This is a genomic window from Novosphingobium sp. KA1 (genome assembly GCF_017309955.1).
Lineage (GTDB): Bacteria > Pseudomonadota > Alphaproteobacteria > Sphingomonadales > Sphingomonadaceae > Novosphingobium.
On sequence record NZ_CP021247.1, the window covers coordinates 2,857,812 to 2,875,893 of the forward strand.

At 63.3% G+C, this 18,082-nt stretch carries 15 protein-coding genes; 3 read left to right on the forward strand and 12 right to left on the reverse strand.

Annotated features, from left to right (window positions below; genetic code table 11):
* Nucleotides 1-159: 159 nt before the first annotated feature.
* From CA833_RS13645 to CA833_RS13675, 7 genes are all read right to left on the reverse strand, one after another.
* A complete protein-coding gene (locus CA833_RS13645; protein WP_207078327.1) occupies nucleotides 160-561 on the reverse strand; it encodes a hypothetical protein in 402 nt (133 codons plus the stop codon).
* Between the two features lie 200 nt (nucleotides 562-761).
* Nucleotides 762-3,587 (reverse strand): TonB-dependent receptor, encoded by a 2,826-nt coding sequence (locus tag CA833_RS13650; RefSeq protein ID WP_242526104.1) that lies wholly within the window; start codon nucleotides 3,585-3,587, stop codon nucleotides 762-764.
* A gap of 455 nt (nucleotides 3,588-4,042) precedes the next feature.
* Nucleotides 4,043-5,473, reverse strand: a complete 1,431-nt coding sequence (locus CA833_RS13655) for an AMP nucleosidase (protein ID WP_142634497.1) — start codon at nucleotides 5,471-5,473, stop codon at nucleotides 4,043-4,045.
* A gap of 371 nt (nucleotides 5,474-5,844) precedes the next feature.
* On the reverse strand, nucleotides 5,845-6,441 hold the full coding sequence (gene rplI / locus CA833_RS13660) for a 50S ribosomal protein L9 (RefSeq protein WP_207078329.1): 597 nt from the start codon (nucleotides 6,439-6,441) through the stop codon (nucleotides 5,845-5,847).
* Nucleotides 6,442-6,455: 14 nt separating this feature from the next.
* Complete coding sequence (gene rpsR, locus CA833_RS13665; RefSeq protein WP_142634493.1) at nucleotides 6,456-6,680, reverse strand: 30S ribosomal protein S18; 225 nt, start codon at nucleotides 6,678-6,680, stop codon at nucleotides 6,456-6,458.
* A gap of 5 nt (nucleotides 6,681-6,685) precedes the next feature.
* The gene (rpsF, locus tag CA833_RS13670) at nucleotides 6,686-7,048 is read right to left on the reverse strand and encodes a 30S ribosomal protein S6 (protein WP_142634491.1); all 363 of its coding nucleotides are present in this window, start codon (nucleotides 7,046-7,048) and stop codon (nucleotides 6,686-6,688) included.
* A 161-nt stretch (nucleotides 7,049-7,209) separates the two neighbouring features.
* On the reverse strand, nucleotides 7,210-9,984 hold the full coding sequence (locus CA833_RS13675) for a DUF3857 domain-containing protein (RefSeq protein WP_207078330.1): 2,775 nt from the start codon (nucleotides 9,982-9,984) through the stop codon (nucleotides 7,210-7,212).
* Between the two features lie 159 nt (nucleotides 9,985-10,143).
* On the opposite strand from CA833_RS13675, the gene CA833_RS13680 reads away from it, so the two are divergent.
* On the forward strand, nucleotides 10,144-11,088 hold the full coding sequence (locus CA833_RS13680) for a cupin-like domain-containing protein (protein ID WP_207078331.1): 945 nt from the start codon (nucleotides 10,144-10,146) through the stop codon (nucleotides 11,086-11,088).
* Nucleotides 11,089-11,091: 3 nt separating this feature from the next.
* On the opposite strand, the gene CA833_RS13685 is transcribed toward CA833_RS13680, so the two are convergent.
* Entirely contained in the window at nucleotides 11,092-12,327 is a 1,236-nt protein-coding gene (locus CA833_RS13685; RefSeq protein ID WP_207078332.1) for a polyhydroxyalkanoate depolymerase, read from the reverse strand.
* Between the two features lie 125 nt (nucleotides 12,328-12,452).
* On the opposite strand from CA833_RS13685, the gene CA833_RS13690 reads away from it, so the two are divergent.
* A complete protein-coding gene (locus tag CA833_RS13690) occupies nucleotides 12,453-13,136 on the forward strand; it encodes a glutathione S-transferase (RefSeq protein WP_242526106.1) in 684 nt (227 codons plus the stop codon).
* 82 nt (nucleotides 13,137-13,218) lie between these two features.
* On the opposite strand, the gene CA833_RS13695 is transcribed toward CA833_RS13690, so the two are convergent.
* Nucleotides 13,219-14,043 carry a flagellin gene (locus CA833_RS13695; protein ID WP_142634483.1) on the reverse strand — a complete coding sequence of 275 codons (825 nt, stop codon included), beginning with the start codon at nucleotides 14,041-14,043 and terminating at the stop codon, nucleotides 13,219-13,221.
* A 251-nt stretch (nucleotides 14,044-14,294) separates the two neighbouring features.
* Here CA833_RS13695 and CA833_RS13700 point away from each other — a divergent pair, with 251 nt between their 5' ends.
* The gene (locus tag CA833_RS13700; protein ID WP_207078333.1) at nucleotides 14,295-15,242 is read left to right on the forward strand and encodes a DUF808 domain-containing protein; all 948 of its coding nucleotides are present in this window, start codon (nucleotides 14,295-14,297) and stop codon (nucleotides 15,240-15,242) included.
* An 89-nt stretch (nucleotides 15,243-15,331) separates the two neighbouring features.
* Here CA833_RS13700 and CA833_RS13705 read toward each other — a convergent pair whose 3' ends face one another.
* From CA833_RS13705 to CA833_RS13715, 3 genes are all read right to left on the reverse strand, one after another.
* On the reverse strand, nucleotides 15,332-16,351 hold the full coding sequence (locus tag CA833_RS13705; RefSeq protein WP_207078334.1) for a hypothetical protein: 1,020 nt from the start codon (nucleotides 16,349-16,351) through the stop codon (nucleotides 15,332-15,334).
* On the reverse strand, nucleotides 16,323-16,538 hold the full coding sequence (locus tag CA833_RS13710; RefSeq protein WP_142634477.1) for a hypothetical protein: 216 nt from the start codon (nucleotides 16,536-16,538) through the stop codon (nucleotides 16,323-16,325). The genes CA833_RS13705 and CA833_RS13710 overlap by 29 nt, the downstream gene beginning before the upstream one ends.
* A 100-nt stretch (nucleotides 16,539-16,638) precedes the next feature.
* Nucleotides 16,639-18,051, reverse strand: coding sequence for a Mur ligase family protein (locus tag CA833_RS13715; RefSeq protein WP_207078335.1), 1,413 nt, complete (start codon nucleotides 18,049-18,051; stop codon nucleotides 16,639-16,641).
* Nucleotides 18,052-18,082 lie beyond the last annotated feature (31 nt).

Below are 18,082 nucleotides of genomic sequence, written 5' to 3' on the forward strand. Positions count from 1 at the left end.
AGAGCAGTTCCCGATCCGATTGCATCGGATCAACTGCTCTAAGATTTTGGTTTTCCGCGTTTTCCGAGTCATCAGGTGATTTCACCTGATTAGAAAACGCTCTGGCCTGAAAAGGGAAGGGGGCTCTCCGCCGTGGGGTGGAGAGCCCCTTTTTCGTGTCTATCGAAGCTTGGGCATCCACGAAGGCCCGGTATCGCTGGGGGCGGCATTGGTGAGATTGCCGATCCAGAGGGACGGATGGCCGGAGCGCGGCAGGATGTGGCCCGAGAAGCGGAAGGTCACGAAGCGCGGATTTCCGGCGAGTACCCGGGTCAGCGCATCGTTGGCATCGCGCGAAAGCTCGAAGTGGTTGCGGCCGGTGTGATCGTCACATCCCGGCGCCTGGAGGGAGAAACCATCCACGCTGGAGACGAGCACCGCCTGGCCTTGCACGGGGCCAAATGAGGAACTGTTGACGTTCCAGCAGGAACCGAGATCGGCGGCGGGCTTCAGTTCCGAGCAGCCTGTGGCTGTCAGCAGAAGCAGGCTTGCAAGAGAAAATCCGGCACGGGCAGCTTTCATAAGCAGTCTTGTCCTCTTCCCAACTTACCGGCCGACTTTCGCGGCCTTCTTCTTGCGACGAGGATGACTTGCATTTGCCGGTCTTGCAACCGGGGAGTGGGCCGGTGCCGAACTATCCGAAACGCAGTGTCGGATACGGCAGACGAAAAAGGGAGCCGGTTTGACCCGGCTCCCTTCCCCGTGACGAAACGGTGTTTCGATCAGAAGTCCATCTTGATGCTCGTGAAGAACGTGCGGCCATAGACGTCGTAGGTCGTGGGGTAAGTGTTCGACTGTTCCTGGTTGTCGCCGAGGATCGGCGGCTTCTTGTCGAACATGTTGTTCATGCCGATCGACCAGGTGAACCGCTTGGCGACGTCGATCGTCGCGGTCAGGTCGAAGTAGTCGTAGGCCTTGATCCTCTCGACTGCGTAAGGCGTCGAGTCGTCGTCGTCCTTGACCGACGAGAGATGGCGCCAGGCCAGCGAGAGACCGTAGCCATCGGTTTGCCAGGTGGCACGGCCATTGAGACGCCACGATGCGTAGACGTTGCCGCAGTTCAGGCCGAACTTGCCCGCGCAATTGTAGACAATGTCCGGGATCGATGCGAGCGGGTGGAACGTCCAGTTCATCAGGTACGTGCCGGCGAGACGCAGGTTCAGCTTGCTCGCATTGTTCGCACCGAATGCCAGCGGGATCGAGTACTGGGCGTCGAAGTCGATGCCGTCCGTCTTCACGCCGCCCGAGTTGGCCAGCGTGTCGATGGCACCGGTGATCGTGCCTGAACTGTCACGCGGAAGCAGCGAGCAGGCGTTGCTGTCGTACGAGGTCCAGCCATTGTTCTCGTCGCCGTAGCATGCCGTCAGGATGCTGCCGACACCGGCCGAGGTGATGTAGTTGTCGATCTTGATGTGGTAATAGTCGACGGTGATCGACAGGCGGGGAAGGAACGAGGGCTGGAGCACCGCACCGAAGGTGTAGGTGTTCGCGGTTTCCTCGCGCAGGTCCGGATTGCCGCCGCTGTAGGTCTGGATCTGGCTGGCGCTGGCGTTGTAGTCCCCGCTGCCGACGGAGGCAGCCGGAACGCCATCGCGGACGCAGGCGTTGTAAAGGTTCTGGCTGAAGTCCGAAGAGCTCGAATTCGCGTACTTGGTCGAGCACGGGTCGGTTGCGCTGGGATAGCCCTCCGATTGCCCGGCGTAGAGATCGCTGACCGTCGGTGCACGCACCGCGCGCGAATACTGCGCACGCAGGCTGATGTCCTTGATCGGCGCATAGACCAGGCCTGCCGAGAAGGTACCGACCGACTTTGCCGCCGTCGAGTAGTACGAGTAGCGGGCTGCACCGTTGAATTCGAGGCGGTTGACGAAGGGCTTGTCGGCGAGCAGCGGCACGTCGATTTCGGTGAAGAGTTCCTTCACGTTGTAGCCGCCCGAGGTCGGCTCGCTGCCGTTGAAGCCGACAACGTCACCCGAGGAGAGAAGTTCATCGGGATCGTAGCTGCCGTGTTCGTTACGGTATTCTCCGCCGAACACGATACCCGCTGGGCCGGCACCGAGATCGAACAGGTTGTTGTTCGTGATGACGCCGGAAACCACCTTTTCGGTGATCGTCGAGCGGTTGACCGTGTCGACTTCCAGGAAGTCCACCGCCGCCTGGCTCAGATTGCCTGCGCCGAAGATGTTGGCGGGGACGCAGCCGTTGCTGGTGTCGCTGCACACCAGGTTGCCATCGGCATCGTAGGTGGTCTTGAGCGCCTGTTCGAGGCGGCTGCGCGAGATGTTGCCGTATTGGTGTTCGGTCTGGCGGGTGCGGGCGTAGCTGCCGTAGACGTCATAGCTCCAGCCGCTTCCGATGTCGCCGCGGGCACCGAACACGCCGCGCAGGGCCTTGCTGTCCATCACCGAGATGCGGTCGCCCACTTCCGAAAGGCGGCGGTAGATGTTGGCGGTGGTGTAGCCGTCGCCATCGGTGTCGTAGCTTTGCAGCAGCGCCTGGCTGTCGGCCGAGAGGAACGAGGAATCGTTGTCGATCTCGAAGCTGCCGGTAACCGGGGTCGGTGCGAGCTGGTTCTTGACGCGGTTATGGACGTACTGGCCTTCGGTGTAGAAGGTCAGCGCATTGCTGACGTCAAAATGGGCCTGTCCGAAGAACAGCTTGCGGGTCTGGGGGACCTGCAGATAATTCTCGGAGGCGTAGTTGTAGGCGTCGGACGACGTATAGTCTGAATAGCTGCCGCTCTCGTCGAACTTGTAGTTCTTGCCGCCGATGTTGAGGCGGGTCGAGGGGATACTGGCCGATCCACCATTCGTGAGGTAGTAGTTGATGTCATCATCGCTGGCGTCGGTCTGCGTCGTGGCCGTGTACGACCGGGCGGACTGCTTGATCGCCTTGCGCTTGCTGTATTCGCCGTAAAGCGTGATGTTGCCGCGGCCATCGGCGAAGTTCTTGCCGACGAGCAAGCCGCCCGTCCACTGCGCACCGTCGCCGGAATCAGTCAGGCGGTAGTCGGCATTGGCCTGGACGCCTTCGAAGTCCTGCTTGGTGACGAAGTTGATGACACCGCTGATCGCGTCGGAACCGTAGACGGCAGACTTGCCGCCGGTCACCACGTCGGCGCGCTCGATCAGCGCGGTCGGGATGGTGTTGAGGTCGACGATCTGGTTGGTGTCATACGAGACGTAGCGGCGGCCGTTGACCAGCACCAGCGTGCGCTGGGCGCCAAGGCCGCGAAGGTCTGCCGTGGCAACGCCGCCGCCCGGGTTGTTCGAGGCGCCACCGGAACCGGGGAGAACCTGCGGCAGATCCTTCAGGATCGCTTCGATGTTCTGCTGGCCGGTGAGGGCGATCTCTTCCTTGCTCATCGCCATGATCGGCGCGGCCTGTTCGAGATTGGCATTGTGCAGACGCGAGCCCGTGACGACGATCGCTGCACCGCCAGAACTGTCGGCGGAAGAGTCGGAGGTGGAATCCGGGGCGGTTTCCTGGGCCTGAGCTGCGACCGGCAGACCCATGAGGAGCGTGGACGCCAGCAGAAGGCGCTTCATCTCGGTTTGCATTGATTACTCCCTATTGCGGATTCCGACGCGGGAGAGGGTGTGCGCGTCGAAATCAGGCCGCAGATGTGCGAGGGAGTCCTGCATTTGTCATGCGGGTTTAATAGTTATTGATGATTGATTCTGGTTCAGTTGTAGAACTGCCACAACTATTTCAATCATAGAAAAGAATATGAAATGAGTTTGAAACATCATGAAATTTTAATGAAATTATGCGTATGTCTAATTTTTACTATTGATGTTGGTTCGGATATTGAACTCAATTTAAGATTTCAAGATAAAATTGCTCAAAATATCGTATATTTTGGAATATAATTACAATTCTGCGCGTATTTATGGGTTGGATGTGTGCGGTATCTGCGCAGGGCGTCAAAAAACCGCCACTTCCAAGGGGAAGTGGCGGTTCTGGAAGGTGTCGATGCGCCGCGCCGGCGGCGCGCAGTGGATCAGCGGAACGGCGGTTCGTTGAAGGCGCGCAGCTTACGGCTGTGCAGGCGCTCGCCTTCCGCACGCAGCAGGTCACAGGCCTGAAGGCCGATCTTGAGGTGGCTGGCGATCGCCTCCTCGTAGAAGCGGTTGGCCTGCCCCGGCAGCTTCAACTCGCCGTGGATCGGCTTGTCCGAGACGCAGAGCAGCGTGCCGTAGGGGACGCGGAAGCGATAGCCCTGCGCGCTGATCGTGGCGCTTTCCATGTCGATGCCGATGGCACGGCTGAGGCTGAAGCGGTGCGCGGATTCGGTGTAGCGCAGTTCCCAGTTGCGATCGTCGGTGGTGACGATGGTGCCGGTGCGCATGCGCTTCTTGAGGTTTGCGCCGCCTTCGCCGCTGACGGTTTCGGCTGCACTGGCGAGGGCCTGCTGCACTTCGGCAATTGCCGGCAGCGGGATCTCGGGCGGCAGCACGTGATCGAGCACGTGGTCGTCGCGCAGATAGGCATGGGCGAGCACGTAGTCGCCGATGCGCTGGCCTTCGCGCAGCCCGCCGCAGTGGCCGATCATCAGCCAGACTTCCGGACGGATCACCGCGAGGTGGTCGGTGATGGTCTTGGCGTTGGACGGGCCGACGCCGATGTTGACCAGGGTGATGCCCGACTTGTCCGGACGGATCAGGTGGTAGGCAGGCATCTGGTGGCGGCGCCATGCGGTGTCGGACAGGCGCTCGCGGGCATTGTCGACTGGCGCGTCGAGGTAGAGGCCCCCGGCGCCGGAAAGTGCGGTGTACCCGTCCGTGCCGATCTGTTTGCCGGCCCAGTCCACGAACTCGTCCACGTAGCGGTGGTAGTTGGTGAAGAGGATGAAGCGCTGGCAGTGCTCGACGCTGGTGCCGGTGTAGTGCTGGAGGCGGGCCAGGCTGAAGTCGGTGCGAAGGCCGTCGAACAGGGCCAGCGGCAGCGGTTCGTCCTGGGGCTGCAGGAACACGCCGTCGGCGATTTCGTCACCGATCATGGCGAGTTCGGTGGTCGGGAAGTGCGCTGCCAGTTCCTGCGGAGTCACGCTACCCATGCCGATGCCGTCAAGCACGTAGGGGAAGGGAATCTCCTGCGCGGAGCGGCTGACCTCGATCTCGACCTCGTAATCCTCGTGGAGCAGGCCGAGCTGTTCGTTGAGGTAATCCGCGAAGAGGCGCGGGCGGGTGATCGTGGTGACGTAAGTGCCTGCGTCGTTCAGGCGGCCGAACGAGCGGCTGTAAAGCGAGCCGCGCTCGACACCTTTGTAGGTGATGCGCAGTTCCGGATAGCACCATGCGTGCGTCTCTCGGCGTTCGGGCGGGGGAAGGGTGCCGTGCTCGACAAAGGCGGCAATGTCGGCCTTCAGGGTGGTGACGGCGGTTTCGTAGACGCGGACCAGTTCCGCGACGGTGCTTTCTATCGTTTCCATCTCCCACACTTACGCGATTCGTGTTGCAGTGCAATAGTCACAGCGCACGTTCGCGGGCGAGTTAAGAGAACGTCTTGCCATTGCCAGGCCGGGCTTCGTCCATCTGCAGGAAACGGAGGGCGCGCTGGCGACACGGTCGGCGTTGATAAGGCGCGTTCCACCAGCATGCCCATGCAGGCCGCTTCAGCCAGTGAAAGCTCGGCGGCATGGACCTCGACACGGCCGCGCGGAGCCGGGCGTCCTTGGCATATCCCTGGCGCCAGTCGCTCCGGGTGTTGGTCATCATCGAGCGTGCAGGCAAGAGAAAAGCCCCCGCTCCACAGGGGAGCGAGGGCTTTTCCGAAACGCTTTGGTCAAGCGGGAGGGGAAGCTCAGGCTTCCTCTTCGCCTTCCACTTCAGCTTCTTCAACCGCGATTTCGCCGGGTTCGGCATTCGGGTCGTAAGCTTCGGTGAAGCCCGAGACGTCCTGTTCGAACATCGCGGCCATGACGTCGACGCCCTGCGACTGCAGGTCGGCTTCGTCAGCCGAGCGCGCCACGTTCACCTTGACGGTGACGGCGACTTCGGGGTGCAGGTTCACGCGAACGTCGAACACGCCGATGGTCTTGATCGGGCGTTCGAGCACGATCATGTTCTTGGCAACGCCAGCGCCCTGTTCGTTGAGGGCGTCGACGATGTCGCGAACCGAAACCGAACCGTAAAGCTGGCCCGAGTTCGACGAGGCGCGGATCAGGACGACCTGCTTGCCTTCGACGTTGCCCGACTGGGCTTCGGCCGAAGAGCGACGCTCGGCGTTGTCAGCTTCGATCTTCGCGCGGTTGGCTTCGAAGACCTGCTTGTTCTTTTCGTTGGCGCGCAGCGCCTTCTTGTTCGGCAGCAGGTAGTTGCGTGCGAAACCGTCCTTGACGGAAACGACGTCACCGATGTTGCCGAGCTTCTCGACGCGTTCGAGGAGGATGATATCCATGAGGTTCGTCCCCCTTACTTGACGATGAAGGGCAGGAGGCCGATGTGCCGGGCGCGCTTGATCGCCTGGCTCAGCTCACGCTGCTTCTTTGCGGAAACCGCGGTGATGCGGCTCGGAACGATCTTGCCACGCTCGGACATGAAGCCCTGGAGCAGACGGACGTCCTTGTAGTCGATGACCGGGGCGTTCTTGCCCGAGAAGGGGCACGACTTGCGGCGACGGAAGAATGCACGTGCCATGGAAATCAGTTCCCTTCACGTTCGCGACGGCGGCTACGCTCGCGGTCGGTCTTGCGCATCATGACCGACGGACCAGCTTCGTGCTCGTCGACGCGAATGGTCACATAGCGGATGATGTCTTCGTTGATCTGGGTCTGACGCTCGAGCTCGGCGACGACGTCGCCCGAAGCTTCGATGTTCAGCATCACGAAGTGCGCCTTGCGGTTGCGCTTGATCTTGTACGCGAGATTCTTGAGGCCCCAGGTCTCGGTCTTGGTGACCTTGCCCTGGTTCGACTCGACGATCTCGGTGGCGGCGGCGGCAAGCGCGTCGACTTGCGCCTGGCTGAGGTCCTGGCGTGCCAGGAACACGTGCTCATAAAGAGCCACGGCAGCTTCCTTTTCTCAATCTAACCGATCGCTGGCTTGTCCGCGGGATTGCGGGGCCCCTCCGGCTTTCGTCCTTTCCGGCTTACTTGCGTGAAGACGGAAGGCGCGCCCTTATGCCCGGCGTGCCGCAATTGCAAGCATGAACTGGATCATTGTATCCGTCAGGGCGTGATGCCGAGCTTCGTGTAGAGGGCGTCGACCCCCGGGTCGAGACGGCGGGCGAGGGCGATCTCGCTCTTGCTTTCCGAGGCGCGGCCGAGGTGAGCAAGGACAACGCCGCGCATGTAGCGGCTTTCTGCCTGAGTAGGCGCTTCACGAATGACCGCGTCGAGATCGTGGAGGGCATCGTCAAAGCGGCCGAGGCGGAACCATACGACGGCGCGGCTGTCGAGCGGGCCTGTCGGACTGGCTGCAAGTTCCACCGCGCTTGAGCACTGGCGCACGGCGGCTTCCACGTCGATCCCGCGCATGCCTCTGATCCAGCAGGCGAGGTTGAGCAGGTCCGGGCTCTGGGGTCGCTGGGTCATGAGTGTGTCGAGCATCGACAGCGCTTCGGTCGGATCGGCGTAAAGGCCGATCTTCTCGACCTTGGCCATTTCCCAGAAACGCTTCCCGTCGCCGCCGAGCGCGATCTTTTCATCCAGCAGGCTGCGGGCGTCGTCGGTCTTGCCGTCCTCGATCAGCAGGGTTGCGACGAGATCGGCTGCCGGATCCGAGGAAGGATCGAGTTCTTGTGCCTTGCGGGCATCGGCCATCGCCGCGACCCGGTCGCCAAGCGCCCGGTTGGTGCGGGCGCGGTCGAAGTAGGAATCGGCGTCGTCGGAAAGCGTGATCGCGCGGGTCAGGTCGTCGCGGGCGCCCTTATAGTCACCGATGCCGCGCCTCAGGCTGGCCCTGGCGAGCCACGGCTGCGCTTCGGGTTCCATGACGGCCATGGTCTTGGCGAAAACGGCGTTGATCCCGGCCATTTGCGTGGAGCTGCTGGCGGCGCTTGAAAGATCCCACCGGCGCGTGGCTTCGGCGGGGGCGAGCACTTGCGGTATCTGCGCCTGTGCCTTGGCAAGCAGGGCGCGGTCGGCACTGATGCGGGCGGCAGGCACTTCCATGCCGGTGGCGTCCTGCCGCTCGTCATAAGTGAACACACCGCCGGCAAGACTGGCCTTGCCGGCGAAGTGCGCCCCGCCGACGGAGGTGTCGAAACTCGGCGTGCCTTCCAGCGTGTACCCCTTGCCGGCGTCGGGCAGCTTGACCGTCACGTGGTAGACGACGCTGAACGGTTGCTGCGTGGCGACCGGGATCTCGCGCCACTCGGCGCGGGCGCGGTCCGGCGCAAAAGCGAAGTTCCCAAGCAGGCTTCGCACCCGGCGCTGCATCAAGCGGTCGCGCGGGCTCCATCCCGTGGTGAGGATGCCGCGGCCTTTCAGTACGGTGGTGGCCGTCTCGGTCGAGGTTTCGATGGCGACGTCGGTGTACAGACCTTCACCGAGCAGGTTCGTGAGTTGTCCGCGCACCATCTCGTTGCGTTGCTCGGCGTCGAGTGTATTGACCGCAAGGCCGGTGCCGAGTGCGCTCGGCCCGTGCATGGTGATCCTGGCGGTGATCACTGCCGGCAGGTCGAGGCTGGTGCTTTCGTCGTAATCGATGGCCATTTCCAGCGTCGGGCGGGCGTTGGCGTGTGTCTCGATCAGTTCCGGTTCGGCGCCGCCGCTGCGCAGCGGCAGGACGTAGCCGAGGTCGGGCGTGTCATGGATGTCCTCGATCCGCGCGCCGATGCCGGTGCCGTCGAGCCAGAGGTTCTGCCCGGCCAGTTTTGCGCGGACCAGCACATGGTCGAACACGGCGGCGCTGGGGAGGTGGCGCGGCAGGTCGAAGGCACCGCCGCTGGCATTGGCGGTGACCGCTTCGGCTTCGATTCCCAGCCGGTCCAGCAGGGCCAGCAGCAACAGGGTCTTGGCCTTGCAGTCGCCATACCGCAGTTGCCAGGTTTCCTCTGGCTTCTGCGGCGTATAGTTGCCGCCGTTCATCGACACGGCGAGATAGCGCACCTTGTCCTGCACCAGTTGCAGCGCAGCTTGCGTGCGGGTGAGCGGATCGGTGGAAGCGGCGGCGATGCGGTCTGCCTCTGCCGCGAGCGGGGTGCCGTCCGCGATCAGGCCCCTGGCTGCGTAGAGCGGGGCGAAAGTGCGCGAAACGTCGGCCCAGTCCTTGAAGGTGGAGAATTCGAACACGGTCAGCGGGCGGAAGCGGGCGGGCGCGTCAGCGGGCATTTCCGGCTGCTTGGCGAGCGGCAGGGGCAGTTCGAGTTCCATCGTGTCGCCCCGGCGCACCGGGGTGGCGGAAACGTCCTTGGCCAGCACCTGCCACTTTGCATTTTCGGCAACCGGCCAGATCGCACGCAGGCGGGCCGAGCCGATTCGCAGCGGCCGCGCGGGCAGGCCGACGACGCTCTGCACCCTTTCGCCCAGCACCTTGTCGTGCTGGGTGATCGAATAGCGCAGGCGGAAGGTATCCCCCACGCGCAGGCCCTGAATCGCCGCGGTTGCGCTCAGCACGCCGTTGAGCTGGCGCTGTTCCAGCATTTCCTCGCGCCGCAGCACGTCCAGCTTCATGCCGCCCTTGACGAGGTCGATCGTCTCGCCGTCGCGGATGATGGCAATCTCGTGGATGATGAGATCGCCCTGATCGGGAGACCACTGTGCGCCCACGGTCGAGAACTGGGCCAGCATTTCCGCCGAGGTGATCCGCATGGCGGTGTCGAGATAGCGCCAGACCTGCCCGCCCTCGACCTTCTGCTGCGAATCGAACACGGAGAACGGCGGCGCGTCGGTGGCGGGCGAAGCGCCCGTGACAGGGGGAAGCGCGGCGATCTTCACCCACGCTGGCGAGGGTTGGTACAGGATCGTCTCGCCGGCGAAAGCCGGATGCGGAACAGACATGACGATGGCGCAGGCCAGTGTGGCCCGCGAGACTTTGCCCAGATACACCTGAATTCCCCCGGTTCGAATGCCAAGAGTGTTAAGCCATTGCCATCGCGGTGCAATAGCGCTCTGCAAGGTGACAGGTCTTTTAATCCGGCCATTCGGAGCCTTGGGAGCATGACTGTGGCAGGTGGGAACGAAAAGCTGGATGCGGCGCTGCGAGCCATGGGCCTGGGAGGGCTTGATGCACCGCGCCCTTACACCGGCGGGCCATGTGCGTCCGCGCCGCCTGTTGGCCTGCCCGACGCGGTGACGGCGGCGCGCCGGGACTGGATCCTGCAGGTGCAGGAGCGCCAGCGCGGTCTATCCATGCAGGCGAGCGCGCTGATGCGTTGCCGCGATCTGCCTGGGCAGGCCTTCCTCGACCATTTCTATGCCCCGTCGCGTCCGGTGGTGATCGAGGGGGCGATAGCCGACTGGCCGGCTTTGGCCAGTTGGACGCCGGACTATCTCGTCCGCAAGGTCGGCAGCGCGCAGGTCGAGTATCAGGGCGGGCGGGAAGGCGCGGAGGACTTCGAACTCGCCAAGGATCGCCACAAGCGGCGCATGGCATTCGATGCTTTCATGGCGATGATCGCCGATGGCGCGGGCAACGATGCCTACATCACGGCATATAACAGCGCGACCAATGCCTCGGCCTTTGCGCCGCTGATGGCCGATGTGGCGCCGGTCTCGGCCTATCTGACCCCAGCGCCCGGAATGCTCTGGGTCGGGCCGGCCGGCACGTTCACCCCGCTTCACTTCGATCTGACCAACAACCTGCTGATCCAGATCACCGGGCGCAAGCATGTGCGCATGGTGCCGCCGTCACAGACACGGCTGCTGTACAACCACCGTCACGTGTTCAGCGCGGTGCACGACCTCGACGATCCTGCGCGCCTTGCTGCCTATCCACTGGCGCAGCAGGTGGCGAGCTATGACGTGACGTTGGAGCCGGGGGACATGCTCTACATCCCGATCGGCTGGTGGCATCAGGTGCGTTCGCTGGAGTTCAGCGTGATGATGACTTGCACGAACTTCCTCTGGCCGAACCTGGGGCACGAGGAGTTTCCGGAAGGATAGCGTTCAGTTCACCGCGAGGACCAGGTTGTGGACTTGCGGATAGACCTGGTTTTCCCAGCGTGATCCGGCGAACAGCCCGTAATGGCCTACACCGGGTTGCAGATGGTGGCGTTTCAGGTGCGGGCGCAGGCTGGAGCAGAGGAAGTGGGCTGCGGCCGTCTGGCCGACGGCGCAGATATCGTCGCGTTCGCCCTCGACGGTGAGCAGCGCGGTCTTGCGGATCGCGCCGCAGTCCACCTTGCGGCCCCGGTGTTCGAGCTCGCCCTTGGCCAGCAGCGCGCGCTGGAACACTTTGTCGATGGTTTCGAGATAGAATTCGGCGGTGAGGTCGAGCACGGCGAGATATTCCTCGTAGAACGTCTCGATCTTTTCGGCATCGGCCTTCCGGTCGTCCGCAAGCGATTGGTAGAGCTTGCGGAACTGGCCGAAGTGGCGGCCCATGTTCATCGACATGAAGGCGGTGAGCTGGATGAAGCCGGGATAGACCTTGCGGCCGCCGCCCTTGTGGCGCCACGGCACTTCGTGAATCATCTGGTCCTCGAACCAGGCGAAGGGATGCTCGGTCGCCAGTTCGTTGACGGTCGTCGGGCTTTCACGGGTGTCGATCGGGCCGCCCATGAGTGTCATGGAGCGTGGCTGGCAGGGATCGTCGTCCTGCGCCATCAGCGCCACGGCCGCCAGCACCGGCACGCAGGGCTGGCAGACCGCAAGCACGTGGGCGCCGCGCCGTTCCGCTGGATCGCCGAGATCCTGCAGGAAATGGATCACGTAGTCGATGAAATCGTCAAACCCGAAATCGCCGGCGCTGAGCGGAATGTCGCGGGCGTTCTTCCAGTCGGTGATGTAGACGTCGTGATCGCGCAGCAGCGTGACTACGGTGTCGCGCAGCAAGGTCGAGTAGTGACCGGACAAGGGCGCCACGACCAGCATCTTGGGTTGCGGCACTGCAACATCGTCTTTCGCGAAGTGCAGAAGATTGCCGAAAGGCATGTCGACCACGATTTCCTCGCGCACCGGGACCTCGCGGTTTCCGGTCATCACCGAGGTGATGCCGTAAGCCGGGCGCTTGTGTGTGATCGTGGCTTTCTCGAACGTTTCGGCAAGCGCGAAGAAGCGACGCATCCAGGGCATTTCGTGGGCGCCGCCGAAATAATCGTCCCGCATGGCCACGGTCTTGCGAGCGGCCCAGCGCGGTAGTTCCAGCAGGTCCGAAAAAGCCTGGTACGCCTGGTAGAGCATGCGCGATCTGTTCCCTGCGGCAATCCGATGCGCGATTCGCCGGAGCGGCTCATTCGGCGCTGGATTCATGCTGCGCTGCATCATAAGCTGATGCAAGCAAAAGCACACTTAATGCGGAGACGGCAGTGAGCGAGTCGGCGGTGGACAAGTCGAAGGCGGGCGGAGCCAGGCTGACGATTTCGAGCAAGACTTACTCGGCCTGGTCGCTGCGGGGATGGCTGCTGTGTCGTCTGGCCGGGCTCGACGTCGAGGAACAGGCCGTCGTCAACGATGCGGCAAACCGGCGGGAACTGCTGTTGCTGTCACCCTCGGTGCTGGTGCCGCGGCTCGATCACGACGGCGCCAGTGTCTGGGATACGCTGGCCATTGCCGAATATCTCAACGAGAAGTTCCCTGAGGCGGGAATGTTGCCTGCCGATCCCATCGCGCGGGCGCACTGCCGGTCGGTTTCGGGGGAAATCCACTCCGGCTTCACGAACTTGCGCTCCGCGCTGCCGATGAACCTCAAGGTCACGCATGAGAGCTTTCCGATCTTTTCGGGCGCGCGGCCGGACATCGAGCGGATCGAGGCGATCTGGACGGAATGCCTCGATACTTATGGCGGACCTTACCTGTTCGGCACCCGGCCGACGGTGGCCGATGCCATGTATGCGCCGGTCACCCGGCGTTTTCTCAGCTATGCCGTGCCGATGAACGAGAAGATCCGGGCCTATTGCCAGGCCATCGCGGCCTGGGCGCCGATGGCGGAATGGCTCGCTGCAGCGCTTGAGGAACCCGAGGACATCGAGGAACTCGACGTCGAGTTCTGAGCGGCCCGGCATGAAATTGACCCGGCGGGCATGGCGCCCGCCGGGTGCTTTCGGGACCTCGTGAGGCCTCGCTGGGGATGGTTCAGCGCAGCAGGGTCAGGACATTCTGCTGGGCCTGATTGGCTTGGGCGATCATCGCCGTCGACGCTTGCGAAAGGATCTGTGCCTTCGCCATTTGCGTCGTTTCGTACGAGTAGTCGGCGTCTTCGATCCGCGAGCGGGCGTCGGACAGGTTGGTGACGTTGCTGGTAAGGTTGTTCACCGCCGATTCCAGCCGGTTCTGTCCTGCGCCGAGCGAGGCGCGGCAGGCATTCACTTCGACCAGGGCGTCGTCGACGTTGTCGAGCGTAGTCGAGGCGGCGGTGCTGGTCGATACGTCGAGCGCGGTGGCATCGATGTTGGTGCCGTCAATGGCGATCGAGGTCAGCGTGACCTTTTCACCGGAGTTCGCACCGGTCTGGATGTCGAAGCTGACGTCCGATCCCGACGTGGTCGAGAACAGTGCGTTGCCGTTGAAGGTGGTGTTGGTGAGTATGGCGTCGATCTGGTCGGTCAGCGCGGTGACTTCCTGCTGCATCGCATCGCGGTCGGCGTTCTGATAGGTGCCGGAAGCCGACTGGATCGCCAGTTCGCGAACCCGCTGCAGCATGTTGGAGACTTCGTCGAGAGCGCCATCGGCGGTCTGGGCGAGCGAAATGCCGTCGTTGGCGTTGCGGATGCCCTGGCTCATGCCGCGGATCTGCGAGCTCATCGAGGTGGAGATGGCGAGACCTGCCGCATCGTCCTTGGCGGAGTTGATGCGCTTGCCGGTGGAAAGGCGTTCCATGGCAATGCCAAGCGTCTTGTTGGCGGCAATGGAGGCGTTCGAGGCGCGGATGGCGCTGATGTTGGTGTTGATGACAGCCATGATAATTCCCCAGTTTCAATAATTTGGAGGGTTCCGATCGTGGCATCCTCCGGACAGGGCTCAGAACGGTTGGCATGCCGGGGCATTAAGGGGAGGGGCTTGAAGGCTGGTCGCAGTGACCGGAAATCCAGCCGGGGAACCGCTACAAGTTCCTTTGTTCATGAGGATTTTGCGGGAATTGCTTGATCGCCGAAAAATTCCCCCGCATGGCTTGGGCAATTCGTTTCCATGATCAAAGGATAGTATTTCCGATGCCTTCCGGCCTCGTCGCCCTGCTTGATGACGTTGCGGTGATCGCGCGTGCCGCAGCCGCTTCGCTCGATGATGTCGGCATGGGGGTCGCCAAGGCCGGTAGCAAGGCTGCCGGCGTGGTGATCGACGATGCCGCGGTGACGCCCGGCTATGTCACCGACTTTACGCCTGAGCGCGAACTGCCGATCATCTGGAAGATCACCAAGGGCAGCCTGTTCAACAAGCTGGTCATCCTGCTGCCGATCGCGCTGGTGCTGAGCGCGTTCCTGCCCTGGCTGATCACGCCGATCCTGATGCTGGGCGGCAGCTACCTGGCCTTTGAGGGCGCCGAGAAGGTGATCGAGAAGTTCGGGGGCGCCCACCACGGCGAAACGCTGGAAGACCCGGTGAGCGACGTGGCTGTCTTCGAGCAGGCCCGCGTTTCCGGCGCGATCCGTACCGACCTGATCCTCTCGGCCGAGATCATGGCTATCGCCCTCTCGCAAGTCGCCGACAGCGGTTTGCTCACCCGAGCGGTGGCGCTGGCGCTGGTCGGTATCCTGATAACCGTCGGCGTCTACGGTGCGGTGGCCCTGATCGTGAAGATGGATGACATCGGCCTGCACCTCGCGAAGAAGGAGGGCAGGGGCACGCAGGCCTTTGGGCGCATGCTGGTTAACGGCATGCCCAAGGTGCTGACGGTGCTGGCCTCGGTGGGGACGCTGGCGATGCTGTGGGTTGGCGGCGGCATCATCCTGCACGGTTTGGAAGAACTCGGCGTTCCCGCCCCGGCGCATCTGGCGCATGGTTTCGAGCATTGGCTTGCCGCACTGACCGGACCGCTGGGAAGCGTTGTGGGATGGATCGGCTACGCGCTGGCTTCGGCCGTTGTGGGCCTGGTGCTGGGCACGGTGATCGCGGTGCTGGTGCACGCCATAGGCAAGCTGCGCGGAGCGCCTTCGCACTGATCGGGAAGCGCTCGGGCACAGCGCACCGGCCCGCAGGACCTGCGGGCCGGTGCTATATTTGCTTTACCGTGTGGCTCCCGGCAAGGCGCTCAGGCCTTGCGGACCAGAACCATCGTCTGGTTGAGTAACTGATAGGCAATTTCGCCGAAGGTAACCGGACCTGCGGCGCCTCCGATGGCGACCCCCTCCAGTTTTCCGAACAGAAAATTGAGAATGCAGTTGCATGACCACAGCGCGTCGTCGGTGGCGCGTGTCGCCAGAGCCTGACGGAATGCCTGGGCATAGTCGCCGACCGGACCGGCAAAGGCATAGTCGACGCCCGGAAAGACCGGGGCGTAGAGTTCGACACGCCCTTTTGCCGTGTCGACGGACTTGAGCGAGGCGTTCACTTTTGCGCCTCCGAAGTCGCCGACCAGTGGAAGGTCGCCGCCCTCGCGGCCGCGTTCGACCACGTAGTCGCAGAAGCGTTTGCGCTGTCCGTTCACCTGGCACCATTCGGGCGTGAAGCCGGTTTCCTCGAAATGGATGACGTCGCCGCCGTCCGGCCCGAAGATATTGACGATCTCGAGCAAGGCGTCGGTATCGTCGGTGAAGGTGACATGGGCAACGGCAACCGCGTCGCTGAGCGCCTTGCCGGTGCGCCCATCGTAGACGAAGGCCTGAGCGCCGGGCTCGGCCAGGTCGAAGCCCGCAATCCAGCCGATCGTCGGGCGCATGAACGCCATCGGATACGAGGCTGCGTTCTTCGCGAATTCGGTATGGCAACTCGATCCGGCGGGGATGACGGCGAGGGCAAATCCCTGGTCCGGTGCCTCGCCCGAGATGCAGGCGAGTTCGTGGGCGCTGTAAGTGCCGATCGAGACATCGCCGATCGCGGCGAGATCGGTGACGAAGACTTCCTTGTCGGAAATCACCCGGCCGCCGGACTCTGTCATGAAGTAAGGAGACGTGCCTCCGATCCAGTTGCCTTGCGGTAGGGCGTCGAGCGCGGCCTTGCGGCCGGCAAGGCTGAGGCGGGCACCGGCGCGGATCATGTCGGCGACGGTATCGAGAGGCATCAGGCCGTTGACGGGCATTCCGTCACAGACGAGCGAGCTGGGCGACTTCATTTGCAAGCGAACGCTCCCACTTCTGGAAATAGCTGTAGATCTCGGTGGCTTTGGTGGCGGGTGGATCCTTGCTGAGTTCCAGCCGCTTGATCAGCATCTGGGTGCCAAGGTGGCTCGTCTGAATGCGCGACAGCCCTCCACTGGCCAGGCGCGCCCAGACCGGAGAATTCGACGCAGGTAGTGACATGACCGCTCCCGATCGTTGGTTGCGGCACGATTGGTAACCCGGCGGTTGCTAACCGCGGGTTCGGGCTGGATCGGGACTTGTGCGGAGCTTGGCGGTCAGTTCACGGCAGGCGCGCAAGCAGGTCCTTCGCGAAGACCGTCAGCGTGTCGTCGCGCGCACCCATCACCACGATACGGTCTCCTGGCCGGGCGATCTGGACGATGCGCTCCGCACAGTCCGCGCGCGAGGGCACGTGTTCGGCTTTCCCGCCGTCCTCCTCGATCAGGCGCACGATCCGTTCGCTGCCTTCGGAACGGTCAACCGTGCCGCCGAAATAGACCGGATCGCACAGGATCGTCATGTCGTCCGGCCCCAGCTTGCTGGCGAGCACCTCGGCCAGTTCTTGGCCCATTTGCTTGAGCGGGCCGTAACCATGCGGCTGAAAGAACGCGATCACCCGGCCGGGATGGGCCTTGAGCGTCGCCAGCGTGGCCGAAACCTTGTCCGGGTTGTGGCCGAAATCGTCGATCACCGTCACGCCGGAGGGCGAGGTGCCGACGATGTCGAACCGGCGCGCCAGCCCGACGAAGCTGCCCAGCGCCTCGACCGCCTCGGCCACCGAAACTCCGGCAGCATTGGCCGCGGCGATTGCTGCCAGGGCGTTGTAGAGGTTGTGGCGACCCGGCACCTTCAGCGCCAGCGCATGCGAAGTCCCGTCGCGGCGATCCAGTACCGTGGCGGTCAGCGAAGTCGGCCCTTCGACCACATCGCTCGCACCGATCTGCGCATCCGCCGAGGCAATGCCGAAGGTCACCAGCGCGCTGGCGTGCGGGGCGAGGGCGGCGGTCTCCGCATCGTCCAGATTGATCGCGGACACGTCCGCGCGGCCAAGGAAATCGCCGAAAAGCTGGCGTAGTTCCTCAAGGCTCTTGTGGTCGAGGCTGACGTTGCCCAGCACCGCCACCTTGGGGCGATAGAGCGCGATGGAGCCATCGCTCTCGTCCACTTCCGACACGAAGACCTCGCCCTGACCGACTCGGGCGCTGGCGAAAGGCGCATCGGGGCTGGCGAAGTTCTTCATCACCGCGCCGTTCATGATCGTGGGATCGCGGCCCGCGTGGGTCATGATCCAGCCGGTCATGCCGGTGACGGTCGATTTGCCCGAAGTGCCGCCTATGGCAATTCCGAAAGGGGCGGCGTTGAATAGAGTGGCAAGAAGCTGCGCACGGCTCATGCGCGGGCAGCCGAACTCTTTTGCGCGCACCACTTCCGGCACCGTGTCTTCCACGGCGGCCGAGGCAACCAGTGTCTGCTCGGTGTCGGTGATGCCGCTGCCGTCCTGCGGGTGTAGTTCGAAGCCAAGACTTTCCAGCCATGCGAATTTTTCAGGCGTGCGACCCTGATCGCGGCTGCGGTCCGATCCGGCGACCTGCGCGCCATGTCCCTTCAGGATCAGTGCGAGCGGCAGCATACCCGATCCGCCGATGCCGCAGAAGAACCAGGGGTGTGAAGTGAGATCGTGATCGGAAGTCATGACGCTTCGGTATGCGGCCTTGTTCGTCCTG